This is a genomic window from Paraperlucidibaca baekdonensis, assembly GCF_003387535.1.
In the GTDB taxonomy this organism is placed as follows: Bacteria; Pseudomonadota; Gammaproteobacteria; order Pseudomonadales; family Moraxellaceae; genus Perlucidibaca; species Perlucidibaca baekdonensis.
On sequence record NZ_QUNR01000003.1, the window covers coordinates 372,681 to 397,986 of the forward strand.

Below are 25,306 nucleotides of genomic sequence, written 5' to 3' on the forward strand. Positions count from 1 at the left end.
CATGCCCACATCGGTTGAGTCGCCGCAACGTATTACCCTACTCGGTGCAACCGGCTCGATTGGTCAGAGCACGTTGGACGTTTTGGCGCGCCACCCCAGCCGCTATCGCGTTTACGCGCTGACAGCCCATCGCAAAGTTGATGCGCTCGCGGCACTGTGCCAGACATGGCAGCCTGAGGTGGCGGTGGTGGCGACGGCCTCGGATGCGCAGCGCTTGCAAGAACTGCTGCGAGATGGCGCCGCGGCAACCACGGTCCGCTATGGTGCGCAAGCTCTGGCAGACGTAGCGGCAGCGCCAGCAGTCGATACCGTGATGGCCGCTATTGTCGGTGCCGCGGGCTTATTGCCGACGTTGGCGGCAGTGCGTGCTGGCAAGCGCGTATTGCTCGCTAATAAAGAAGCTTTGGTGATGTCGGGCGCGATTTTTATGGAGGCAGTGGCTGAGCATGGCGCGACCTTGTTGCCCATAGATTCAGAGCACAATGCCATTTTTCAATGCTTGCCGAATGGCACACCCGTCAGTTTGACCGCCACTGGCATTGATTCCCTAGTGTTGACTGCCTCAGGTGGGCCGTTTTTGCAGGCCAGCGCTGCTGAATTGGCCGCTGTGACGCCCGCCCAAGCCGTGAAGCATCCGAACTGGAGCATGGGTCAAAAGATCTCCGTCGACTCCGCCACCTTGATGAATAAGGGCCTCGAATTGATTGAGGCGTGCTGGCTATTTTCAGCAACGCCCGATCAAGTTGAGGTCGTGGTGCACCCGCAAAGTGTTATTCATTCCATGGTGCGTTACGCCGATGGATCGGTGTTAGCGCAAATGGGCCAGCCCGATATGCGCACGCCCATCGCCCATGCTTTGGCCTGGCCTGAGCGCATCAGCTCAGGCGTGGCAGCGCTGGATTTTACGCGCATGGGCAGCCTCAGCTTTGAGGCGCCAGATAGCACGCGCTTCCCTTGCTTGCGTTTAGCGCGCGAGGCCATTTGCGCCGGTGGCACATGGCCGTGCGTGCTCAATGCCGCCAATGAGGTGGCCGTCGCCGCGTTTTTGGCCGGTGAGCTGAGTTTTCAAGGCATTGCCGAGGTCATTGAGGCCGTTATGCAGCAAATGCCCGTGCGGCCAGCGAGCGAATTAGCTACTATCTTGTCTGCCGATCAAGAAGCCCGCGCCTGCGCGACACGCTATATCGCGGCGCAATCAGCCCTGGCCAGTGATTAACGAGGACACGTAAATGTCGATACTTACTATTGTTCTCGCGGGCATCCTCGTACTTGGGCCGCTTATTGCCATTCATGAGTTCGGCCATTTTTGGGTGGCGCGCCGTTGCGGTGTGCAAGTTCTGACGTTTTCTATTGGTTTTGGCCCCGCTATTTGGCGTCGTACCGCGCGTGATGGCGTGGAGTATCGCCTCTCAGCGATTCCGCTCGGTGGTTATGTGCGGATGCTTGATGAGCGCGAGGGCGAGGTGCCGGAAGCGTTGCAAGCGCGGGCCTTTAATCGCCAGTCGGTGTGGGCGCGGATGGCCATTGTCGCCGCCGGTCCGGCCATCAATTTATTACTCGCGGTGCTGCTCTACTGGGTGCTGTTTATGCAGGGCGATGGCGGCTTAAAGCCGATCGTTGGCCGTGTGTTGCCGGACAGCCCGGCGGCCATGGCCGGTGTGCAGCCAGGTGATGAACTGCTGCGTATTGGCGGTCGCTCAGTTAACAACTGGGAGTCGTCCACCTACGCGCTCATCGATCACATGGGTGAGTCGGGGGCGCTGACGCTTGAGGTTCGCCCGAGTGGTGCGACGAGCGCGCAGCAACTAACGCTGCAGCTCAATCAATACCTGAGTAGCTCTGACGCCGATCCGTATCGAGAGCTCGGCATGATGCCTTGGACGCCGGTGATGCCGCCGGTCATTGGTGTGGTGCAGCCCGGCAGCCCAGCAGATCGCGCTGGACTGCAGGCCGGCGACCGAATTTTACGCATCGATGGGCAAGCCATTGCACAATGGGCAGAGATCGTTGAGGCCATTGTTGCCAGCCCCGACAATGCCATGACGTGGGACCTCGTGCGCGCCAACGAGACCTTCGTGTTGACGGTCACGCCTGAGCTTGATCGCTCTGCCATGAGCGGTTCGCGCGGGCGTTTGGGCATTGGCGTTGTAGAGGCACCGGTTGATATTCCGGCACATTATCGCCGCAATGCCAACCTGGGCCCGATTGACGCGTTAACCGCTGCGGTGACAAAAACCGGGCATTTGATCAGCCTGTCATTGAGCTCATTGGGCAAAATGGTCACCGGCCTGATTGGCGTCGATGCCTTGAGTGGCCCGATCACCATTGTTAAAGTCGCCGGCCAAACCGCTGATATTGGTTGGCAGGCCATGTTAGGGTTCATGGCGCTGTTGAGTGTGAGCTTAGGGGTGTTAAATTTGCTGCCCATTCCGGTGTTAGACGGTGGGCACTTACTGTATTACGCCATTGAGGCTGTCTGGCGCCGTCCGTTACCGGAGGCCGTGCAGCAGCTTGGATTACGCATTGGGGTCGTCATCATGGGAAGTGTCATGTTGCTGGCCATTTTAAACGACATACGCCGCTTGTTTTGATGGGAATTTTTGAGTGATCAATCCGCTTCGGCCATCGTGGCCCGTTTTTTCTTTATTGCCCTTGGCCGCGGCCGTGGTCAGTGCCCCTGTTTACGCCCAAAGCTTTGTCATTAATGACATTCGCCTAGAAGGCCTTGGCCGTCTCTCTGCTGCCAGTGTTTATGCGCTATTACCGGTATCGAGTGGCAGCTTGCTCACCGATGAGCGGAGCGCCGACAGCGTGCGTGCGCTGTTTGCCTCGGGCCAGTTTGAAGACGTTCAGGTGCTGCGCGAGCGCGATGACATGATCATTCGTGTGGTGGAGCGCCCAAGCATTGCCAGCATTGAGCTCAAAGGCAACCAGTCCATCGGTAAAGAGGACTTGTTGAAAGGCTTGAAGTCGATTGGCCTGGGTGAGGGCGAGGTCTACAAGCGCGCTGCACTCGATCAGGTCAAGCTCGAATTACAGCGCCAATACGCCGCCCAAGGCCGCTATGGTGCGGTCGTTACCGCCACGGCGAAGCCAATGCCGCGTAACCGTGTGGCTGTCACCATCGATATCAAAGAAGGCGACACCGCGCGCATCAAGCGTGTCAGCATCAATGGCAACGATGTTTATGATGATGCCGAGTTGCTGAAACAGCTGCAGCTGCAATCGAGCCATCTGCTGTCATTTATTTATGGCGATGATAAGTACTCGCGCGAAAAGCTCAGCGCCGACCTTGAAACACTGCGCAGCTATTACTTAGATCGTGGTTATTTGCGCTTTAATATCGACTCCACCCAAGTCAGTTTGTCGCCCGATAAAGACCAGGTCTATATCGACATCAACGTGAAAGAGGGCGACCTCTATAAAGTCGGCGATGTGCGCATGGCCGGTGAGTTTCCTGTCCCTGAGGACGATCTGAAGCCGTTGTTGTTGACGCAGCCTGGCCAGACTTATTCGCAAAAAATCGTCACCTTAACCAGCGATATCATCAGTCGTCGTTTGGGTCGTGAAGGCTATTTATTTGCCGATGTGCAAGGCGTGCCTGAGCTCGATGATGCCAACAAAACCGCGAAACTGGTGTATTACATCAACCCCAATCGGGTGATGTCGGTGCGTCGTATCAACTTCACCGGCAACTTAAAAACCGATGACCAAGTGCTGCGTCGTGAGATGCGCCAGTTCGAAGGCGCGCAGGCCTCGGGTGAGAAAATTGACCTGTCGAAAGTGCGCCTAGAGCGCCTAGGCTATTTTGGCGAAGTCAAAAGTGAAAATGTGCGTGTGCCGGGCACGACCGATCAGGTCGATGTCAATGTCGCTGTCACCGAGCAGCCCTCGGGGTCGATTTCGGCAAGCGTCGGTTTCTCGCAAAACGCCGGCTTGGTGTTCGGTGCCAGCGTTAGTCAGACCAACTTCCTAGGCACTGGTAATCGCGTATCGATTGGCCTAAATCGTTCAGATATTCGTGATGCCTATAATTTTTCTTATGTAAATCCGTATTTTACGCCAGAGGGCATTAGCCGCGGTTTTAATGTCTATTTGCGTCAAACCAAGTTCGATAATTTAAACATCAGCAACTACGCCACCGACTCCTTGGGCGGCAACATCAGCTTCAGCTACCCCATTGATGAAACTGAAACGATTAGTTTCTCGGCAGGCTATGACATCACCGATGTGCAGGTTGGCGTTCAGCCCTCAGAGGTGGTGTTTAACTTTGACCAGAAAAATGGCAGCAGCTTTGGTACCTATTTAGGTAGCGCCTCGTGGCAGCGCAACACGCTTAACCGCGGTGTCTTCCCAACGGCTGGTGGCTCACAAACAGCCGCGGTGGAAATGGGCTTGCCAGGCAGTGACATTGCTTTTTACAAGCTCACCTACAATGCCCAGCGCTACATTCCCGTTTCTGGCCGTTGGGTGGGTCGCAGCTTTGCGCGTTTAGGCTATGGCGATGGCCTCGGCGGCGGCGATGATCTGCCGTTTTATCGCAACTTCTTTGGCGGTGGCTTCGGTTCGGTGCGCGGTTACCGCGACAACTCCATGGGCCCACGCAGTCGTTTGTTAAATACGTTCACAAATCCTGCCACCTTGCTCAACAACGCGCCGGCTGAGTCTATTGGCGGTAATGTGCAAATTGAAGCAGGCTTTGAGCTGATCTTCCCCACGCCATTTATTGAAGACAATAACAAAGTCCGCACCTTGGCCTTCTTCGATGCCGGTAATATTTTCGACACGAAAATCCAAGGCTTTAATGGTGAAGACTTCAAGCCATCGTTCGATAATTTGCGCTATAGCGTAGGTCTGGGTTTGTCATGGATCACACCCATTGGGCCGCTCACGTTTGCCATCGCGCAGCCACTCAACGACGAAGACGGTGATGACACCCAAGTCTTCCAATTCTCACTCGGTCAAGGATTCTAAGCGACATGAAAAAACTATTAGCTAGCGTCATCCTAAGTGCCACGGTGTTTTCCGCCATGCCGGTCATGGCCGCCGACGGCACCAAAATTGCGATGTTGGATCGTGAAGCTGCGCTGCTGGCCTCTAATGCCGCGCGCGCTGCACAAGAAAAGCTTAATGCCAGCATGAAGCCGCAGCGTGATCGTTTAGATGGCCTGCGCAATGACATCAAAGCCATGGAGCAGCGTTTCCAAAAAGAAGGCGCGACCATGTCGGAAAGCAGCAAAAAAGCGCTGCGCGATCAAGCCGATCAAAAAGCCCAAGAGTTCAATGTACTGATTCAGCAAGTTCAAGAGCGCACCCAACAAGCCCAGCAAGATTTGCTCAAGCGTTTATTGCCAAGCCTTGAAGGCATTCTCGATGATCTACGCAAATCCGGCGGCTATGACATCATTTTGGATCGCCGCTCCGCGGTTTATGTGACGCCAGAACTCGACCTCACCAAGCGCGTGGTTGATCGCTTAAACGCAGGTAAGTAAGCATGACGGCTGCCGGCATTAGCCTCGGCGAACTCGCCGCAGCCGTTGGTGCTGAATTGCGCGGTGAACCTGATCATTGCGTGCAGGGCATGAATACCTTGGCCGCCGCAGCACCCCACGAGTTAGCGTTTTTGGCAAACCCCAAATACCGCAGTCAGCTTGCCGCCACGCAAGCCGGGGCGGTATTGCTGCGCCACGATGATCTCGGTGATTTCACCGGCAACGCCTTGCTGCTGGCCAATCCATACCTTGCATTTGCGACGTTATCGCATCGTTTTGATCGCACGCCTCAGCCTGCGGCGGGCGTGCACAACAGTGCGGTGGTGGCCGAGAGCGCGGTGCTTGGCGAGGGCGTCAGTATTGGTGCGCAGGTTGTCATTGGCGATGGCGTGGTGATTGGCGCCGGCAGCCTCATTGAGGCTGGCAGCGTCATTCACGACCGCGTGGTGCTCGGTGAGAATTGCCGCATCCGTAGCCGCGTGGTGATTTATCACGATTGTCGCTTAGGCAACCGGGTGCAAGTTCACAGCGGCGCGGTTATTGGTGGCGACGGCTTCGGCTTTGCCAATGAGCGCGGTCAGTGGCGCAAAATTGCTCAGCTCGGCGCAGTGGTCATTGGCGATGATGTCGATATTGGCGCCAATACGACCATTGACCGGGGTGCGTTGGAAGACACCGAGATTCATACTGGCGCCATCATCGACAACCAAGTGCAGATCGCCCATAACGTGATTATTGGCGCGCACACGGCAATTGCTGCGTGTTGCGGTATCTCCGGTAGCACGCAGATTGGTGCGCATTGCATTTTGGCTGGTGGTGTTGGCGTGGTGGGTCATATTCAAATTTGCGATGGCGTGCAAATCACCGGCATGACCATGGTCACTAAATCCATTACGGAGCCTGGCTCGTACTCCTCGGGTACGGCTTTTGACCGCACCGATGCCTGGAAAAAAATGGCTGTTCGTCTGCGCCGCCTCGATGACTTGGCGACGCGCGTGCAGCGCTTAGAAAAAAACCGCGACTAGGATTGGTCGGCATGTGACTGAGCCATTCGCTCAGCGCATTTGGAGAGAAATATGTTGGATATTCAGCAGGTTATGCACTACTTGCCGCAGCGTTACCCATTTTTATTTGTCGATCGTGTCACCGAAATCGAGAAGGGCAAGCGCATTGTTGGCTATAAAAATGTCACCATCAATGAGCAGTTTTTCCAAGGCCATTTCCCTGCCAAGCCCATTATGCCCGGTGTTTTGATGATCGAGGCGATGGCGCAGATTGCCGGCGTGTTGGGTTTCTATACCTATGAAAAAAGTCCAGAAACCGGGCATTTATACGTCTTTGCTGGCGCCGATAACGTGCGCTTTAAGCGTCAAGTCGTGCCAGGCGATCAGCTGATACTCGAAGCGGTGGCGACCGGGTCGCGCCGTCATATTTATAAGTTTTCTTGCCGCGCTTTAGTCAACGGCGAATTAGCCGCCAGTGCCGACATCATCATTGCCGAGCAAACCCTATGACAGATATCCACGCCACCGCCATTGTCGATAGCAAAGCCGAACTTGCCGATGACGTGTGCATCGGTCCCTACAGCATTGTCGGTCCCGACGTGGTGATTGGCGCGGGCACGTGGGTGGGTCCGCATGCGGTCATTAGCGGCCCAACGGTGATTGGCGAGCGTAACCGCATTTACCAATTCGCCTCGGTGGGCGGCGATTGCCAAGACAAAAAGTATCGCGATGAACCGACGCGCTTGGAGATCGGCGATGACAACATCATTCGCGAATCCTGCACGCTGCATCGTGGCACCGTGCAGGATCAAAGCCTGACCAAGATCGGTAGCCGTAATTTGCTAATGGTCAACACCCATGTCGCCCACGATGTGATCATCGGCAACGATGGCATTTTCGCTAACAATGTCGGCATCGCCGGTCATGTGGTGATTGGCGATCACGTCATCATTGGCGGCAACTCCGGTATTCATCAGTTCTGCCGCATTGGCTCGCATGCCATGCTTGGCGGCGGCACCACGCTGTTTAAAGACATTCCGGCCTATGTCATGGCCAGCGGTAACCCCGCTGAGGCGCGGGGCATGAACTTTGAGGGTCTCAAGCGTCGCGGCTGGTCATCACAAACGCTCAATGCGCTGCGCAAAGCCTATAAAGCGGTCTACCGTGATGGCCTGACGCTCGACGCTGCGTACCCAGTCCTCGAGGCGTTGGCTGTTGATGCACCCGAAATCCAGCTGTTTATCGATACCCTGCGCGCCTCCACGCGTGGTATTGCGCGCTAAGGCTTTAGGCGCTCGCGTCATGCCTGCGTGCAGCTTGGGGCGCGGTGATGTGGCGCCGATCTTACGAGTATCTCGATGACGCTTAAGTCCCCCGTTTTTGGCATTGTCGCCGGTGAAGCCTCTGGCGATACGCTCGGTGCCGATCTCATTCGCGCCTTAAAAGTGCAGTATCCGCAGGCGCGATTTATCGGTATTGCCGGCCCGCAAATGCTCGCCGAAGGCGCCGAGACGCTGGTGCCCATGGAGCGCTTATCGGTGATGGGCTTGGTCGAAGTGCTGGGTCGTTTGCGTGAATTATTTGGTATTCGAGATCAACTTATCGCGCATTTGCTGGCGCAAAAAATTGATGTCTTTATTGGCATCGATGCGCCTGATTTTAATCTGCGTATTGCTGCCGAACTGAAGGCCAAAGGCCTGCGCACCGTGCATTACGTGAGTCCGTCGGTGTGGGCGTGGCGGCAGGGTCGGGTACATGGCATTCGCGCCAGCGTTGACCTGATGCTGTGTCTGTTGCCATTCGAGAAAGCCTTCTACGACCAACACGCGGTGGATGCCGTGTTTGTTGGCCATCCACTCGCCGATAGCCTGCCGATGCTCAATGACACCCAGGCCGCGCGTCAGCGACTCGGTATTGGTGGTGGCGAATGGCTGGCGTTATTGCCCGGCAGTCGCCGCGGTGAAGTGGCCAGCATGCTGCCGTTGTTGCTCGATGCGGCGCAGCGTATTCATGCGCAGCGACCGGGCTGCCAATTTATGATTCCCGCCATCAATGCCGAGCGCCGCGCCGATATCGATGCGCTGGTGGCCGGCTACCCGGAGCTGCCCATTCGCGTGTTTGATCAGCAGCGTGGGGCGGGCGTGGGGCGCGAGGTCATGGCCGCTAGCGATATCGTCGCGTTGACTTCGGGAACCGCCACGCTCGAGGCGCTGCTCTTGAAAAAGCCCATGGTGGTGACCTATCGCCTGCATTGGCTGACCTGGTTGATTGCGCGCTTTTTGGTGCGCATCCCGTTTGTTAGCCTACCGAATTTACTGGCTGGTCGGCGTCTGGTGCCGGAGCTATTGCAGGGTCAAGCCAATCCCGACAACATCGCCAAGGAAGTGCTGGCTTGGCTGAATGACCCCGTGCGCATCAGCCAGACACAGAGCAGCTTCCAACAATTTCATGCGCAATTGGCGGCCAATGCCAGTGTCACCGGCGCACGGGCCATCAGTGCCTTGCTCGCGAAGCCGGTGCGCGTGCCGTGAGCCTAGTCGCCGGGGTTGATGAAGTGGGCCGTGGGCCATTGATTGGCGCCGTGGTCACTGCGGCGGTGATTTTGGACCCGCGCAAGCCCATTGCCGGCTTGGCCGACTCGAAAAAGCTCACGGCGGCCAAGCGCGAGGCCTTGGCCGAGACTATTCGGCGTGATGCACTGTGCTGGGCGCTAGGACGTGCCGAGCCAGCAGAGATCGATGCGCTAAATATCTTGCAGGCCACTTTGCTCGCCATGCAGCGTGCGGTGGCGGCGCTGAGCATTCAGCCCGACCATGTGATGGTTGATGGTAATCGCTGCCCGGTATTGCCGATGACAGCCGAGGCGGTGGTGAAAGGCGATAGTAAAGTCGCTGAAATTAGCGCGGCGAGCATTCTCGCGAAAGTCGCGCGAGATGCCGAGATGGCCGCGCTGCATGCGCAACATCCGGGCTATGGCTTTGATCGCCATAAAGGCTATCCGACCGCCGCGCACTTGAGCGCGCTCGCCGCGCTTGGCCCCTTACCTCAGCACCGCCGCTCCTTTGCGCCGGTGCGTCAGTGTTTATTGATGAGTGCGACATGACCGGTTTTGTGCATTTACGCGTGCGTTCAGAGTTTTCCTTGCAAGACTCGATCGTCCGTATCCCCGCCTTAGTCTCAGCCACGGCAGCCGCCGAGATGCCCGCCGTGGCCATGGCCGACCTGATGAACCTCTACGGCTTGGTGAAGTTTTATAAAGCCGCGCAAAAAAAGGCTATTAAGCCGATTTTTGGGGCGGATTTAGTCATTCGCCAAGGCGATGCCGTGAGCCTAGTCACCGCCTTGGTGCTCAACAACACCGGCTATTTAAACCTGATGGCGCTGATCTCGCAGGCCTATATTACCGGCCAAGAGCAAGGTCGGCCGGTATTGGCCTATGCCGATTTAAGCGCACGCCATGAGGGCCTGATCTTTCTCTTGAGCCGCAGCAGTGATGTCGGTCAGGCGCTTATTGGCAGTGATATTGCGCAGGCCGATCGCCTCCTGAGTGCGTGGATGGCGCTGTGTCCATCGCGGGTATATATGGAGTTACAACGCACCGGCCGCGATGGCGAAGAGGATCATTTGCATGCCGCAATGGCGCTCGCTGAACGCCTGCAATGCCCGGTGGTGGCGACCAATGATGTGCGCTTTCTGACACCGGAGGAATTCGAGGCGCATGAGGTGCGGGTGAGTATTGCGCAAAGCTATACCCTCGATGACCCACGCCGCCCGCGCGACTACAGCGCCGAGCAATACTTCAAAACCACCGAGCAAATGCAGGCGCTGTTTAGCGATATTCCTGAGGCCTTGGCCAATACCGTGGAGATCGCCAAGCGCTGCAGCCTGAGCTTGAGTTTGGGCAAAAACTATCTGCCCGACTTCCCGGTGCCACCGGGCCTGACCATGGCCGAGTATTTCTCGCAGCTCTCGCATGAGGGCCTGCAAAAACGCCTCGATAAGCTCTTTGATCGCACGCGCGAAGACATGCCGAGCATTGAGGCCGAATACAAGGCGCGGCTGGAGTTTGAGCTCAATATCATTAATCAAATGGGCTTTCCCGGCTACTTTCTCATCGTCATGGATTTTATCCGCTGGGCGAAAGAAAACGGCGTGCCGGTTGGGCCGGGGCGAGGTTCAGGCGCCGGCTCGTTAGTGGCGTATTCGCTGCTGATTACCGATTTAGATCCGATCAAATACGACCTATTGTTTGAGCGCTTTTTGAATCCTGAGCGGGTCTCGATGCCCGACTTTGATATCGACTTTTGCATGGAAGGTCGCGACCGCGTCATCGATTATGTCGCCAATCATTATGGCCGCCACGCGGTGTCGCAGATCATCACTTTTGGCACCATGGCTGCGAAAGCGGTGGTGCGGGATGTCGCGCGCGTGCTCGGCAAGGCCTATGGTTTGGCCGATCGCATCTCGAAAATGATTCCGTTCACGCCCGGTATCTCGCTCGAAGAGGCCCGTCAGCAAGAGCCCATGCTCGAGGAATTGCTCAGCGTTGCCGAAATGAGCGATCACGACGACGCGCTGGAAATTTGGGAGATGGCGCTCAAGCTCGAAGGCATCACGCGCGGCGTGGGTAAACACGCCGGCGGTGTTTTGATTGCGCCGGGTAAGCTCACCGATTTCACTGCGGTCTACACCGACGACGAAGGCAAATGGGTCAGCCAATACGATAAAGACGATGTTGAGTCGGTCGGTTTGGTGAAGTTCGACTTTTTGGGTCTGCGCACGCTCACCATCATCGACTGGGCATTGAAAGATATTAACGCCAAGCGCGCGCGGCGCGGCGAGGCGGCGATCGACATTGACCGCATTCCGCTCAATGACCCGGTGCCGTATCGCACCATGTCTGAGGGCAAAACCACGGCGATTTTCCAGCTCGAATCGCGCGGCATGAAGGAGCTTATTAAAAAGCTCAAGCCCTCGCGCTTTGAAGACGTGGTGGCGCTGGTGGCGTTGTATCGACCGGGGCCGCTGGAGTCGGGCATGGTCGACGACTTCATCAATCGTAAGCATGGTCGCGCCGATGTGGCCTACCCGCACCCTGAGCTGGAGCCGGTGCTGGAAAACACCTATGGCGTCATTCTCTACCAAGAGCAGGTCATGCAAATCGCCCAGGTCTTGGCAGGCTACTCGCTGGGTGGCGCCGATATGTTGCGCCGCGCCATGGGTAAGAAAAAGCCTGAGGAGATGGCCAAAGAACGCGTCAAATTCATGGAAGGTTCCGGTGCGCGCGGTGTTGATCCCGCGCAGGCTGGCGGCATTTTCGACCTCATGGAAAAGTTTGCTGGCTACGGCTTTAACAAGTCGCACTCGGCCGCCTATGCCTTGGTGTCCTACCAAACCGCATGGCTGAAAGTGAATTATCCCGCCGAGTTCATGGCGGCGGTGCTGTCGTCGGAGATGGCCAATACCGACAAAATCGTGGTGTTTATTGAAGAATGTCGCGCCATGGGCTTGAGCATTCGTCCGCCGAGCGTCAATGAATCAGCTTATCGCTTTGTGGCCAATGACGCCGGCGAGGTGATCTACGGTCTCGGCGCTATTCGCGGTGTTGGCGAGGGGCCGGTGGCCTCATTGCTGGCGGCTCGCGAAGCCGATGGCGAGTTTCAGGATCTGTTTGATTTCACCCGCCGCATCGATTTGCGCAAGCTCAATAAGCGCGCACTCGAGGCCTTGATTCGTGCCGGTGCGCTCGATGCCCAAGGTGCGCATCGCGCCGTGCTCATGGCATCGCTGGAAAATGCCGTGGCGGCCGCCGAGCAGCAAGCCCGCAACGATGACTGCGGCATGGTCGACCTGTTTGGTGATGTCGTTGAGGCCGCGCCCTCGGGCGAATGGGCCGAGGCCATGGAGTGGAGCGAAGATGAGCGCCTACAGGCCGAAAAAGAAACGCTCGGGCTCTACCTCACCGGCCATCCGATCGATCAATACGAAGCTGAGTTAGGGCGCCTCGTGACCTGCCGCTTAGCCGATTTGCAGCCCACGCGCCGTGGCCAAAATACCACCGTGGCGGGTTTGCTAATGGGCCATCGCATCATGAAAGGCGCGCGCGGCTCGCGAGCCTTTTTGACCATCGATGACCGTACCGCACGAGTTGAAGTCACCGTCTTTAATGAGGTGCTGGAGCACGTTCGGCCGCTGCTCAGCACGGATAGTGTGCTGGTCATTGAAGGAGAAGTATCGATGGATGAGTATGTCGGCGCGCTGAAAGTCGTGGCCAAACATATTCAACCTTTAGTCGATGCGCGCACGCGCTTGAGCAAGGGTCTGGAGCTAACCGTGCCTGTGGCGCTGGGTCTGCGTGGTGTTCACGATCTGACCGAATGGCTGATGACACAACGCTCAGATGACGGGGCGTTATTGCGTTTTCGCGTGCAACATCCGGCGGCGCAAGCGACCTTTATGGGCGGCGAGCAGTGGCGGGTAAAACTCACCGATCCGCTATTGCGCGGATTGCGCCAGCGCCTAGGCCACGACAGTGTGCGCATACTCTACTAAGTTGCAGGTTTGCGCGCCGCGCTGTGTCGGCTACACTCGGCGCATAGTTAATGAGAGCGATTCATGAATCCTGATTACCTCGAATTCGAACAACCCATTGCCGAGCTGGAAGCCAAGATTGAAGGGCTTAAGCAGGTCGGTAGTGGCACGAGCTTAAATATCGACGATGAAGTATATCGGCTACGCCAAAAAAGCCTCAGCCTCACCGAAGATATTTTCACCAATCTCAGCTCCTGGCAGGTCTCGCAAATCTCGCGGCACCCGCGCCGTCCTTACACCATGGATTATGTGCAGCGCTTATTTACTGATTTTGATGAGCTCCATGGCGACCGTAGTTTCGCCGATGACGCTGCGCTGATTTGTGGCACCGCGCGCTTTATGGGCGAGCCAGTGATGATTATTGGCCATCAAAAAGGCCGCGATGTGCGCGAGAAAGTGCGCCGTAATTTTGGCATGCCGCGCCCTGAGGGCTATCGCAAAGCACTTCGTCTGATGGAAATGGCCGAGCGCTTCAAAATGCCCATTTTCACGTTTATCGACACGCCCGGCGCGTATCCAGGCATCGATGCCGAAGAGCGCGGCCAGAGCGAAGCCATTGCTAAAAATCTGGCGGTTATGTCGCGCTTAAAAACGCCGATTATCTCCACGGTGATCGGCGAGGGCGGCTCCGGCGGTGCACTGGCGATTGGCGTCTGCGATAGCTTATTGATGCTGCAATACAGCACCTATTCGGTGATCTCACCGGAAGGCTGTGCGTCGATTTTGTGGAAAACCGCGGCGAAAGCGCCTGAGGCTGCTGAGGCCATGAACCTGACGGCCTCGCGCTTGCAAGCCTTAGGTTTTGTCGATGATCTGGTGGCTGAGCCCTTGGGCGGCGCGCATCGCGACATGGACAAAATGGCGGATAACTTACGCAACTCGTTGCGCAGCCAGCTGAAAAAGCTCCGCAGCCTAGATCATTCAGCGCTGATCGGTCGTCGTTATGAGCGCCTAATGAGCTACGGCAACACCGAGCAGCTGCCCAGCGCATGAACCCGGTGGCCGCGCTTGACGCGTTTCTGCGCGCGCGGCAACTCGACACCCCGCACATTCGCGGCCTCGTGCTGGCCCTGAGTGCTGGGCCGGATTCATTGGCGCTGCTCATGGCGCTGGCGCACATCGCCCCCTCACTTAATTACCGCCTGCGAGCCGTGCATATCCATCACGGCCTGCATGCCGATGCCGATGCATGGGCATCGCAGGCCTTGCAGCAAGCGCGGGCGCTGTCGGTACCGGCAAACGTCATTCGTGTGCAGGTGAGTGCGCAGGCCAGCTTGGAGTCGGCTGCGCGTGCGGCACGCTACGAAGCGCTGATCGGCGATTGCCGGGCCGATGAGGCGCTGCTCTTGGCGCACCATCAAGACGATCAAGCGGAAACGCTGATGCTCCGACTGATGCGCGGCGCCGGCTTGCAAGGTTTGGCGGCCATGCGCGCCGAGAGCATCTGGCGCTTGCCTGATGGCACGGCACGCCGGCGCTGGCGGCCTTGGTTGAGTGTGTCGCGCCAGCAGCTCATGCATTGCCTAGAGGGCACTGAGCATAGCGATTTATCTGCCGTGCATGATCCCGCCAATGATGATCCGCGCTTTGCCCGTACGGCCTTGCGCCACGACATTCTGCCGCGCCTAAAGCAGCACTGGCCCGGCGCCTCGATGCAATTAGCGCAAGCCGCTGAGCAGCTTGCCGAGCAAGCGCAAGCACTTGATATATTTGCCGATAATGCCCTCGCGCCGTTGCTCGATGAGCGCACCGCAAGCCTCGATATGCTGGCGCTGATGGCCCTGCCTCAGACCGTGCATCAGAGCCTAATTGCGCGCTGGTTGAGCCGTGCTCAGGCGCCGTCATTGCCCAAGCGCTATTGGCCGCGTGTGGTGTCGGAGTTAGTGCTGGCACGCGCCGATGCGCAGCCGCAGCTGGCATGGGCCGGCTGGTCATTGCGGCGATATAAGCAGCGTTTGTATGTGCTTCATGATGCCGAGTTGGCAGCGTTGCCGGAGGGCATAGACTGGCCAGATCCGCAGCAGCCGCTATTCTGGGCTGGATGCGAATGGCGGTTAGCGGAGCTATTTCAGGCGCCTGCTTTGGCGCTGCTTCCCGGGCTATTGAGTCGGCCGTGGCGGCTGGCGGCGCGGCGTGGCGGTGAGCGTTATCGCCCCAATGCGCAGGGGCCGAGCCAGAGCGTGAAGCACTGGTGCCAGGCGCAAAACATTCCGCCTTGGCAGCGCCATCGAGTGGTGTGTGTTTGGGCTGGCAATGACGTGGTGGCGCTCAAGTGTCTGTCATGACGAGTGCTTGAGCGCCTTGCGCTAGCGTTTGTGCAAACGGCCTCTAGCTGCGACCAAAGGCGGCTCGTAGTGGTGCAGTCACACGACTTAATCCACTGGCGGCGCGTGCGGGTTGACCGTCAAATTGCAAGTAGCCATCGTCGATGGGTTTAAAGCGCATCAACGGTACATCACGCAGATAATCTTGCACCACACGAAATGGCGATTTCGAGCCTTGGCGCGGCAGTCGATCAGCGGCACGCTTGATGTAACCAGAGCTTAAGCTGCCGAGCACGGTGTCTTCGGTGATCAAGTTATCGTGATCATGGACCTCCACCGTGCGATAGCCATGCTCATCCATGTGATTCATCAAACGGCACACGTACTCGCTCGCTAAATCGGCTTTCAGCGTCCAGGAGGCATTGGTGTAGCCAAACACCACCGCCGCGTTGGGCACGCCTTCAATCAGCACGCCTTTATAGGTCAGGCGCGAGCTGATGGGCGCGGCTTTATTGTCGACCTTGAGCGTCATGCCGCCGGCCATTTGCACATCCAAGCCAGTAGCGGTGATGATGATGTCGGCGGCAATTTCTTCGCCGGATTTCAGCAAAATGCCGGTTTCGGTGAACTTTTCAATGTGGTCGGTGGCGATGCTGGCTTTGCCTTCTCGTAACACGCGAAATAAGTCGCCATTGGGCACGACGCACAGGCGCTGATCCCACGGTGCATAGCTGGGCGTGAAATGTTTCATGTCGATATGGCTGCCGGCGAGCTGTTTTTTCACCAAGCCTAAAAGTAAGCGCCGCACGGCGGCGGGGCGACTGCGGGCGGCTTGAAACAGCAGGCGCTGCAGGCCGATATTGCGAATGCGATTGATGCGATAAACGGCTTTTTCCGGCAATACCTTTTGCAGCGTACGCGCCACCGGATCTATCGCCGGTACCGACATAATGTAGGTCGGCGAGCGCTGCAGCATGGTCACGTGCGCGGCTTTATCGGTCATGGTTGGCAACAAGGTGATGGCCGTTGCGCCGCTACCAATAATCACCACGCGCTTGCCGGTGTAGTCGAGATTTTCAGGCCAAAATTGCGGGTGCACGATCTCGCCTGTAAAGGCTTTTTCGTTGGCAAACTCGGGCCGGAAGCCTTTGTCGTAGTTGTAATAACCAGTGCACACCATGAGGAAATTAGCGCTGTATTTTTCCTTTTCACCGCTGGCTTCATCGACTGCCTCGACAGTCCATAGGCCAGATTTTGTGGAGAAATTTGATTTGATGACTTGGCGGCCGTAACGGATTTTTTTATCAATGCCGTATTCGCGAGCGGTCTCGCTCATGTAGCGCTTGATGGACGGACCATCGGCCAATACGCGCGACTCTATCCAAGGTTTAAAGCTATAGCCGAAGGTAAACATGTCGGAGTCGGAGCGGATGCCGGGGTAGCGAAACAAATCCCAGGTACCGCCCATGGCTTGGCGACGCTCTAAAATAGCGACGGACTTGTTTGGGCACTGACGACTGAGATGGCAAGCAGCGCCAATACCGGACAGGCCGGCGCCAATAATCAAAATATCGTGGTGTTGAACAGACATGATGTGACTCGCTGAAATAAACCGTGTCTTAAGCTAAGGCGTTTCATTTCAGCGGTCAATCTATTTTGACAGTGCGCACTGTAACATTTGTCTGGTTGGCGTTTAAATCTTCCGTAATACCAAGCTGGCATTGGTGCCGCCAAAGCCAAAACTATTGCTCATGATGGTTTTCAAGCCGGCGTTCTCAATGCGCTTTAGAGCAATCGGCAAGCCCTCGGCCTCAGGGTCTAGCGTCTCAATATTGGCTGAGGCCGTGACAAAATCATTGGCCAGCATGATCAGACAATAAATTGCCTCTTGCGCGCCAGCCGCGCCGAGCGAGTGACCAGAGAGTGACTTCGTGGAACTGATGTGCGGCGCGTTATCGCCAAACACCGCACGAATGGCTTTCAGCTCAGCCAAATCGCCAACGGGTGTCGAGGTGCCATGGGTATTCAGGTAGTTGATGGGTGTGTCGACGCTTTGCAGCGCCATTTCCATACAGCGCTGGGCACCTTCGCCACTGGGCGCGACCATGTCATGGCCATCGGATGTGGCGCCGTAGCCAATGATTTCCGCCAAAATCGTGGCACCACGCGCTACCGCATGGTCATAGGACTCGACGACTACCATGCCGGCACCACCAGCAATCACGAAACCATCGCGGTTGGCGTCATAAGCGCGAGAAGCTTTTTCCGGTGTGTCGTTGTATTTGCTCGACATGGCGCCCATGGCATCAAACAAACACGATTCCTCCCAAGCTTCCTCTTCGCCGCCGCCGGCAAACACCACATCTTGTTTGCCGAGCTGAATGAGTTCCGCGGCATGGCCAATGCAGTGCGCGCTAGTCGCGCAAGCTGAGGCAATGGAGTAATTCACGCCTTTGATTTTGAACGCCGTCGATAAACATGCCGACAGGGTAGAGGCCATGGTGCGCGGCACCATATAAGGCCCAATGCGTTTCACGCCTTTGTCACGAGCGATGTCAGCAGCGGCGACTTGGTTGGTGCTGGAGGCGCCACCGGAGCCAGCGACTAAGCCGGTACGCGGGTTAACGACCTGCTCTGGTGTCAATCCCGCCATGTCGATGGCACGAGTCAATGCAACATAGCCATAGGCGGCGGCATCGCCCATGAAGCGGCGCATTTTGCGATCGATGAGTGCGTCGAGATCAAGATCACGAATGGAGCCGCTGACTTGGCTGCGAAAGCCCATCTCGGTATATGTTGCATTGGCACGAATGCCTGAGATGCCGTTGAACAGGCTGTGTCTGACGGTTTCGGTGTCGTGGCCTAAGCAAGAGACAATGCCGTATCCGGTGATAACAACGCGACGCATGGCGAGCTCCTGCTTAGAAATGATCGGTGCTGGTAAAGAGGCCGACTTTTAAATCGCTGGCGGTGTAGATCTCGCGATCATCGAGTAGCACGCGGCCATTGGCGATGCCCATGATCAGCTTGCGCTCGACCATCCGCGTGACATCGAGCTCGTAACGCAAGGTTTTGCCGGTGGGCAACACTTGGCCGAAAAATTTCACCTCGCCGCAGCCGAGTGCGCGACCGCGACCAGGATTGCCACGCCAGCCCAGATAAAAGCCAAGTAGTTGCCAGAGTGCGTCGAGGCCTAAGCAGCCGGGCATCACGGGGTCGGTCTCAAAATGGCATTGGAAAAACCACAGATCAGGGTGAATATCGAGCTCGGCAATGATTTTGCCTTTGCCGGCCGAGCCACCATCACGCGCGAGGTGGGTGATGCGATCCATCATCAGCATATTGGGCAAAGGCAGGCGGGCGTTACCTGGTCCAAACAGTTCGCCGTGGGCACAGGCAATGAGTTCCTCGCGGCTGAAGCTGCTTTGTTGATGAACGTCGCTCATAAATTTCCTTGATGAATTTTGCTTGGCCCATGGTAGCAACTGCACCTTGGCATAAAACTTACCCATTGGCCGTAGAGTTGTTTCCAAATGTGTTTGCTAGGTGCCACAAACCGTTAACAACAATGAAGTGGATTGACTAAGCGGTGTTGCTGGACAGCGCCGGTGGCGTGGGTATGATGGCGACCTGTTGTGCGCTTGCGCGACCATTATGGGGGGTAACTATGTGGGTTGAACTGGGTCAGTTTGCACTGGTGTTGGCCGCTGTGGTGGCCTTGTTGCAAGGCACTTTGCCATGGCTTGGTGTGGTGCGTGGTGAGCCGCGTATTCAGGCGATCGCACGCACGGCTGCCTACGCGCAATTTGCGCTTTTGGCGTTGTCGTTTGCAGGCCTCACGGCCGCATTTTTGCTCAATGATTTCAGCGTTGATTATGTGGCGCGCCAGTCCAATACCTTATTGCCGGTGTGGTATAAAATATCCGCGGTGTGGGGCGGTCACGAGGGCTCATTGCTGCTTTGGGTGTTGGTGCTGGCGGGCTGGACCGCCGCCGTGGCGCGCTTCTCGCAAGCCTTGCCATTGGTGATGACTGCGCGCGTGCTGGCCATTTTGGGCCTCATCAGCACGGCCATGCTGAGCTTTGTGCTGTTCACCTCCAACCCGTTTAATCGCCTATTGCCTGACTTCCCCATTGAAGGCAATGACCTCAACCCGCTGCTGCAAGACCCCGGCCTGATCTTTCATCCCCCCATGTTGTATATGGGCTATGTCGGTCTTGCCGTACCTTTTGCCTTTGCGCTCGCCGGCCTGCTCAATGGCCGCTTGGATTCGGCGTGGGCGCGTTGGTCGCGGCCTTGGGCATTGGCCTCATGGGCATTTTTGAGCCTAGGCATCGCGCTCGGATCGTGGTGGGCGTATTACGAGCTCGGCTGGGGTGGCTGGTGGTTTTGGGACCCCGTGGAAAATGCCTCGTTTATGCCGTGGCTAGCGGGCACAGCTTTGCTGCACTCATTGGCGGTTACTGAAAAGCGCGGCGTGTTTAAAGCCTGGACTGTGCTGTTGGCGATTATTGCCTTCGCATTGAGCTTGCTCGGCACATTTTTAGTGCGCTCAGGCGTGCTCACCTCAGTGCACGCATTCGCCTCCGATCCATCTCGCGGTTTGTATATTTTAGGGATTTTGATTGTCGTTGTGGGCGGCTCACTGGCGCTCTTTGCTTGGCGTGGTCACAGCCTGCAAAGCGAAAGCCGTCACACCACGGTGTCGCGCGATTTCTTTTTAATGATCAATAACCTATTTTTGCTCACGGCGACCGTGACGGTCTTGCTCGGTACCCTGTTTCCGCTGCTCGCCGATGCCTTGGATTTGGGCAAAATCTCGGTTGGCCCGCCGTATTTCAATGTGCTGTTTGTGCCGCTGACCTTAGTGCTGATGGTGTTTATGGCCATTGGCCCGCACCTAAACTGGAAGCGCGACACGCTCAGCCAGCGTTTGTTACCGCTTTGGCGCGTTGCCATTGCCGCCGTGGTCGCGGCAATCGGTTTGCCATGGCTGATCTATGGCGATGTGCCGTGGTTGGTGGCGCTAAGCATTGGTCTATCGGCGTGGGTGCTTGGTGCCTTGCTTGAAGACATCATCATGAAAACCCGTCATGCACGCACGCGCTGGGCCGGCCTTCAGAAGCTCACTCGCAGTTATTGGGGCATGCAGCTTGGACACCTGGGTTTAGTCATGGTGGTCTTGGGTGTGGCACTCACGTCACATTACAGTGTAGAAAAAGATGTACGGCTTGCACCCGGTGAGGTGCTGTCTGTGGGTGCTTATGACTTCCGCTTCGATGGCGTGAAGGATCATCGCGGGCCAAATTACACCGCGCAGCGCGGCACCTTAGTGTTGAGTTCGGGGCTGTGGTCGGAGGTCTTGCATCCGGAGAAACGTATTTACCGCGTGCAGCAAAATCCCATGACCGAGGCGGCCATCACCGGCACCTTGTGGCGTGATGTTTATGTGGCCTTGGGCGAGCCGCTCGATAACGGCGCGTGGGCGGTGCGGGTCTATGTCAAACCCATGGTGCGCTGGATGTGGTTTGGTGCCTTGGTTATGGCGCTTGGCGCATTTATGTCGATGCTCGATAAGCGCTACCGTCATAAAGCCGCGCCTGCGCGAGCAGCGGCGGGAGCACGCGCATGAAAAACGCATCACGTTGGTTGATTTTCGCTGTGCCGTTGGCGTTGTTTTTAGCGCTGGCGGTATTGCTGTTTAGTCGCAATGGCACGGATCCCTCATTTTTACCCTCCGCGCGACTCGGCCAAGCAGTGCCTGCTTTTAGCCTGCCAAGCTTGGCGGAGCCCGAGCAAATACTTGACCAAACGCTACTGAAAGGCCACGTCACGCTGCTCAACGTATGGGCGACTTGGTGCGTCTCGTGTTTGGTGGAAAACCCCGTGTTATTGGCGTTGTCAGCGCAGGGTGTGCGCATTATTGGCGTGAATTACAAAGATAATCGGGAGGCGGCTCTGGGCTGGCTGGTCAATAACGGTAATGCCTTCGATCAGGTCATTTTTGATGAAAATGGCAGCCTCGGTATTGATCTTGGCGTCTATGGAGCGCCCGAGACGTATCTGGTCGATGCCAACGGCATCATTCGCTATCGCGCCGTGGGTGTGCTCGATCCGAAGGCGTGGCAGACCGAGCTGAAGCCGCGCTATGACGCGCTTGTCGCTGAGTTTGAGCAGGAGCAATTGCCATGAAATATGCGTTGATGATGCTATTGGCGGTGTTTAGTGCCGGCGCTCAGGCGGCCATTGATGTGCGGGACTTTGATACGCCATTGCAAGAGACGCGCTACCGCGCACTCATCGATGAGCTGCGTTGCCCAAAATGCCAAAACACCAACCTTGCGGGCTCAGATGCCGGCTTGGCGGGCGACCTGAAGGATCGCGTCTATGAGCAGGTCAAGGCCGGCCAAAGCGATGGCGAGATTCGCGACTACCTAATCACCCGCTATGGCGACTTTATTACCTACAAACCACCAATGCGTGCGAGCACCTATGTGCTGTGGTTTGGCCCATTTGTGTTGTTGCTGGTTGCCGGCTTTATCATGTGGCGGCGAACGCGCGGGGTGGTGGCGAAGTCGAAACCGCTATCTGCGCAAGAAGCTGAGCAGTTGCAGCGCGTGCTGTCTGAGGAGCGCCGAGGATGATGGGTTTGAGTGCGGAGTACATGACACTAGCCCCGATGGTATTGGTGGGCGTGCTGCTAGCATTGGCAACGACATTTTGCCTGCTGTGGCCATTGCGCGGTGGTTTAGCGGTGACGGGCCGGAGTGTGCAGGCGTTATCTAAGCAAATTTATCATGAGCGATTGGCGGAGTTGAACGCCGATCACATGGCCTCGCGCATCACCGCAGATACCTATGCGGCACTTAAGTTGGAGCTTGATCGCGGTTTATTGGCCGACAATCAGCATGTCGCTGAGCAGGGTCTGCGACCCATGCGTGTTGGTGTCTTGGCCTTAGTGCTGTTGTTACTGGTACCGGCCGCCAGCGTGGCGCTTTGGCTTGGCGCGTTTATTCACCCTGGTTTAGCGAGCAATGTGCATAACGCTGAGCGCTTGGCGCCAACCATCGATGCCTTGCTGGCCGGCGAGGCCATGAGTGCGCAAGGTCCCGATGCCAGCTTGCCGGACTTCATGCGTGCCTTGCAGCGGCGAGTGCAGGCCGAGCCATTTAATGGCGAGGCATGGCTCACGTTAGGCCTCGGCTTTATGCAAGCCCGCGAATTAGGCCCGGCGCGCGAGGCCTTAGCGCGCGCGGTGGAGCTCAACCCCAATGACATCCAGGTGGCGATGACGTATGTGCAAGCCGCGATCATGAGTCAGCAGGGCGCGATGGATAGCCTCGCCGCCAACTTGCTCAATGGCATTTTGCAGCGTGAGCCAAACCATCAAGGCGCACTACTGATGCTCGGCATGGGCAGCTTGCGCGCAGGCGATAACGCCACTGCCATTGCGGCGCTGACCAAGCTGCAAGCCTTGCGCGCTGAGCGCCCCATGGCTGACGCCGATTCGGCAGCCGATCAGCGCATTGATGCTTTATTGGCGCAGGCGGGCGCAACGGTTGATTCGCCGGCAGACAGCAACGCGCTGTATCAGATGCAGGTCAGTGTGGCCCCTGATATTGCTCGCGAGATTCCGGCCGATGCCACCTTGTTTATTTTTGCCCGTGAACCGGCCGGTCTGCCGATGCCGATTGCCGCCGTGGGCCAGCCCATTGGTCAGTTTCCGATGCGCGTGACGCTCACCGACAGGCACAGTTTAAATAGTGCACGACCGTTGAGCGCCTTTGCTGAGGTGATTATCTCCGCGAAAATCTCCACCACCGGCGATGCCACCGGGCCGGGCTGGCAGGCCGTGGCGGTGCCGGTGCAGCAGGGCAGTGATCAGGTCGTACGCCTACGCATCAGTGAGGCCGCCACGGCGCGATAATCCGTTGGTCGCAGGTCGGCCGCGAAAGTCTTGTGAAATGGCGGCTTGGGCGGGTATCCTTGCCGCCTTGCGATAGGGAGTAGAGTGGATGCGTATTATTCTTCTGGGGGCGCCAGGTGCCGGTAAAGGCACGCAGGCCCAGATCATCATGAGCCGTTATGGCATTCCGCAAATCTCCACCGGCGATATGCTGCGGGCGGCTGTGAAGGCCGGCACTGAACTCGGCGTTGCCGCGAAAAAAGTTATGGATGCCGGTGGTTTGGTGTCTGATGACATCATCATTGGCTTGGTGAAAGAGCGTATTAAGCAGGCTGACTGCGCGCCCGGCTTTTTGTTTGATGGCTTCCCACGCACCATTGTGCAGGCACAGGCCATGATCGATGCCGGTGTCTCGATCGATCACGTTGTGGAAATTCGCGTTGCCGATGACGAAATCATCCAGCGCTTATCGGGCCGCCGCGTGCATCCGGGTTCGGGCCGTGTCTATCACGTCACGCATAATCCACCGAAAGTGGCCGGCAAAGATGACGACACCGGCGAAGACTTGGTGCAACGCCCCGATGACAGCGAAGCTACGGTGACTAAACGCTTAGGCATTTATCACGAGCAAACGCAGCCGTTGGTGGGCTTTTACCAAGCCCGCGATGGTGTTGAGGCAAATGCCGCGAAATATCATCTGGTGGAAGGTGTTGGCTCGGTCGAGGACATCACCCAGCGCATGCTCGCGGCGTTAAGCTAAGCCCGTGTAATGCTTGTCACCTAACGCCGCGCTCTGTGCGGCGTTAGTGTTTCTGGGCTAGCAAAATGCCGCTAAACTCCCCGCCATCAGCGCCAGAGATGCCACCATGACCTGTGTTAATGAATCGTGTTATTGCCGTGAAAAAAGCCCTGCTGCGCCCACCGAGCGCACCAAAGTCGCTATCTTTTTAGCCAACTTAGGCACGCCAACGGCGCCTACCGCGGCCGCAGTGCGCACGTATTTGCGCGAGTTTTTGAGCGATACGCGCGTCATTGAAGTGCCACGGCTGATTTGGTTTTTTATTTTGCGGCTGTTTATTTTGCCGTTGCGGCCTAAGCGCGTAGCGAAAGCCTATGCCAGCATTTGGACCAATGAGTCGCCCATGCGCGAGACCTTGCTGGCGCAAGTGGCGGCGGTGCAGGCTCGCGTGTCGGCAAGCCATCCGCAGCTCGATATCACGGTATTGCCGGCCATGAGTTATGGCGAGCCATCGATGCGTGATGCGATGGCGCAGTGTCATGCCCAAGGCATCGATCAATGGCTAGTGCTGCCGCTATTTCCGCAATACTCGGCGACCTCAACCGCGCCACTCTATGACCAAATCGCGCGCTGGATTCCGCAGCAACGGCGTCTGCCATCGCTGCAAATCATCCGCGATTACCACGCCCACCCGCGCTATATCCGCGCCTTGGCCGAGTCCATTAAGGCGCATTGGGCGGCGCATGGTCAGGCCGAGAAGCTGCTGTTTTCGTTTCATGGCATCCCGCAGCCCTATGCTGACAAGGGCGACCCCTACCCCGAGCATTGCCGTGCCACGGCGGCGGCTGTGGTGCGCGAGTTAGGCCTGCATGATGAACAATGGTGTGTGAGCTTTCAGTCGCGCTTCGGCTTGCAAGAGTGGGTCAAGCCCTACACCGATGCCACACTGGAGGCGTGGGGCAAGCTCAAACTGGCCTCGGTCGATGTCGTCTGCCCCGCATTTTCTGCTGATTGCTTGGAGACGCTGGAGGAGATTGCCGAGGAAAATCGTGAGATTTTCCAGCACGCCGGTGGCGGTCGCTACGCCTATATTGGTGCGCTCAATGATCACGCTCTGCACATCGATATGATGGATGCTTTGCTGTCGCCGCGTTTAAGCGCCATTGCCAGCGAACAAGCGCATGGCACGCTGACGCACATTGGCGAGCAAACATCGGCTCAAGCTGCTTTACTCAGTTCACAGGCACCCTAATTGGGGCGAATGGGCGCGGCGTGCGCCAGGCTGAGGATGAGACAATGACAGAGAGGCA

The 25,306-nt window shown here is 57.2% G+C and carries 21 protein-coding genes; 18 read left to right on the forward strand and 3 right to left on the reverse strand.

Annotated elements, in window-relative coordinates; translation table 11 throughout:
- The first annotated feature begins 1 nt into the window (after window position 1).
- From ispC to tilS, 12 genes are all read left to right on the forward strand, one after another.
- Window positions 2–1,216: a 1-deoxy-D-xylulose-5-phosphate reductoisomerase gene (ispC, locus tag DFR26_RS08300; RefSeq protein WP_116208486.1), complete on the forward strand. Its 1,215-nt coding sequence runs from the start codon at window positions 2–4 to the stop codon at window positions 1,214–1,216.
- Window positions 1,217–1,229: 13 nt separating this feature from the next.
- Window positions 1,230–2,591, forward strand: a complete 1,362-nt coding sequence (gene rseP, locus DFR26_RS08305) for an RIP metalloprotease RseP (protein WP_116208487.1) — start codon at window positions 1,230–1,232, stop codon at window positions 2,589–2,591.
- Between the two features lie 13 nt (window positions 2,592–2,604).
- Window positions 2,605–4,974, forward strand: coding sequence for an outer membrane protein assembly factor BamA (bamA, locus tag DFR26_RS08310; protein WP_245953046.1), 2,370 nt, complete (start codon window positions 2,605–2,607; stop codon window positions 4,972–4,974).
- Between the two features lie 5 nt (window positions 4,975–4,979).
- Window positions 4,980–5,492 (forward strand): OmpH/Skp family outer membrane protein, encoded by a 513-nt coding sequence (locus DFR26_RS08315; protein ID WP_116208488.1) that lies wholly within the window; start codon window positions 4,980–4,982, stop codon window positions 5,490–5,492.
- A 2-nt stretch (window positions 5,493–5,494) separates the two neighbouring features.
- Entirely contained in the window at window positions 5,495–6,517 is a 1,023-nt protein-coding gene (gene lpxD, locus DFR26_RS08320; protein WP_116208489.1) for a UDP-3-O-(3-hydroxymyristoyl)glucosamine N-acyltransferase, read from the forward strand.
- A gap of 51 nt (window positions 6,518–6,568) precedes the next feature.
- Window positions 6,569–7,006 (forward strand): 3-hydroxyacyl-ACP dehydratase FabZ, encoded by a 438-nt coding sequence (fabZ, locus tag DFR26_RS08325; protein WP_116208490.1) that lies wholly within the window; start codon window positions 6,569–6,571, stop codon window positions 7,004–7,006.
- On the forward strand, window positions 7,003–7,779 hold the full coding sequence (lpxA, locus tag DFR26_RS08330; RefSeq protein WP_116208491.1) for an acyl-ACP--UDP-N-acetylglucosamine O-acyltransferase: 777 nt from the start codon (window positions 7,003–7,005) through the stop codon (window positions 7,777–7,779). Before fabZ ends, lpxA begins: the two co-directional genes overlap by 4 nt.
- Window positions 7,780–7,854: 75 nt before the next feature.
- Window positions 7,855–9,027, forward strand: coding sequence for a lipid-A-disaccharide synthase (gene lpxB, locus DFR26_RS08335; protein ID WP_116208492.1), 1,173 nt, complete (start codon window positions 7,855–7,857; stop codon window positions 9,025–9,027).
- A complete protein-coding gene (gene rnhB, locus DFR26_RS08340) occupies window positions 9,024–9,599 on the forward strand; it encodes a ribonuclease HII (RefSeq protein ID WP_116208493.1) in 576 nt (191 codons plus the stop codon). The genes lpxB and rnhB overlap by 4 nt, the downstream gene beginning before the upstream one ends.
- Window positions 9,596–13,048 (forward strand): DNA polymerase III subunit alpha, encoded by a 3,453-nt coding sequence (gene dnaE, locus DFR26_RS08345; RefSeq protein ID WP_116208494.1) that lies wholly within the window; start codon window positions 9,596–9,598, stop codon window positions 13,046–13,048. Before rnhB ends, dnaE begins: the two co-directional genes overlap by 4 nt.
- Window positions 13,049–13,111: 63 nt before the next feature.
- Entirely contained in the window at window positions 13,112–14,080 is a 969-nt protein-coding gene (locus DFR26_RS08350; protein ID WP_116208495.1) for an acetyl-CoA carboxylase carboxyltransferase subunit alpha, read from the forward strand.
- Entirely contained in the window at window positions 14,077–15,372 is a 1,296-nt protein-coding gene (tilS, locus tag DFR26_RS08355; protein ID WP_116208496.1) for a tRNA lysidine(34) synthetase TilS, read from the forward strand. The genes DFR26_RS08350 and tilS overlap by 4 nt, the downstream gene beginning before the upstream one ends.
- Window positions 15,373–15,415: 43 nt before the next feature.
- Here tilS and DFR26_RS08360 read toward each other — a convergent pair whose 3' ends face one another.
- From DFR26_RS08360 to fabA, 3 genes are all read right to left on the reverse strand, one after another.
- Window positions 15,416–16,942, reverse strand: coding sequence for a flavin-containing monooxygenase (locus DFR26_RS08360; protein ID WP_116208497.1), 1,527 nt, complete (start codon window positions 16,940–16,942; stop codon window positions 15,416–15,418).
- Between the two features lie 102 nt (window positions 16,943–17,044).
- Window positions 17,045–18,259, reverse strand: a complete 1,215-nt coding sequence (gene fabB, locus DFR26_RS08365; RefSeq protein ID WP_116208498.1) for a beta-ketoacyl-ACP synthase I — start codon at window positions 18,257–18,259, stop codon at window positions 17,045–17,047.
- A gap of 13 nt (window positions 18,260–18,272) precedes the next feature.
- Complete coding sequence (gene fabA, locus DFR26_RS08370; RefSeq protein ID WP_116208595.1) at window positions 18,273–18,797, reverse strand: bifunctional 3-hydroxydecanoyl-ACP dehydratase/trans-2-decenoyl-ACP isomerase; 525 nt, start codon at window positions 18,795–18,797, stop codon at window positions 18,273–18,275.
- A 221-nt stretch (window positions 18,798–19,018) separates the two neighbouring features.
- On the opposite strand from fabA, the gene DFR26_RS08375 reads away from it, so the two are divergent.
- From DFR26_RS08375 to hemH, 6 genes are all read left to right on the forward strand, one after another.
- On the forward strand, window positions 19,019–20,983 hold the full coding sequence (locus DFR26_RS08375; RefSeq protein ID WP_116208499.1) for a heme lyase CcmF/NrfE family subunit: 1,965 nt from the start codon (window positions 19,019–19,021) through the stop codon (window positions 20,981–20,983).
- Window positions 20,980–21,543 (forward strand): DsbE family thiol:disulfide interchange protein, encoded by a 564-nt coding sequence (locus DFR26_RS08380; RefSeq protein WP_116208500.1) that lies wholly within the window; start codon window positions 20,980–20,982, stop codon window positions 21,541–21,543. Before DFR26_RS08375 ends, DFR26_RS08380 begins: the two co-directional genes overlap by 4 nt.
- The gene (locus DFR26_RS08385; RefSeq protein WP_116208501.1) at window positions 21,540–21,995 is read left to right on the forward strand and encodes a cytochrome c-type biogenesis protein; all 456 of its coding nucleotides are present in this window, start codon (window positions 21,540–21,542) and stop codon (window positions 21,993–21,995) included. Before DFR26_RS08380 ends, DFR26_RS08385 begins: the two co-directional genes overlap by 4 nt.
- A 20-nt stretch (window positions 21,996–22,015) precedes the next feature.
- Window positions 22,016–23,278: a c-type cytochrome biogenesis protein CcmI gene (gene ccmI, locus DFR26_RS08390; RefSeq protein ID WP_220375745.1), complete on the forward strand. Its 1,263-nt coding sequence runs from the start codon at window positions 22,016–22,018 to the stop codon at window positions 23,276–23,278.
- An 88-nt stretch (window positions 23,279–23,366) separates the two neighbouring features.
- Entirely contained in the window at window positions 23,367–24,017 is a 651-nt protein-coding gene (gene adk, locus DFR26_RS08395; RefSeq protein ID WP_116208503.1) for an adenylate kinase, read from the forward strand.
- A gap of 106 nt (window positions 24,018–24,123) precedes the next feature.
- Window positions 24,124–25,248 carry a ferrochelatase gene (hemH, locus tag DFR26_RS08400; protein WP_116208504.1) on the forward strand — a complete coding sequence of 375 codons (1,125 nt, stop codon included), beginning with the start codon at window positions 24,124–24,126 and terminating at the stop codon, window positions 25,246–25,248.
- The last annotated feature ends 58 nt before the right edge of the window (window positions 25,249–25,306 follow it).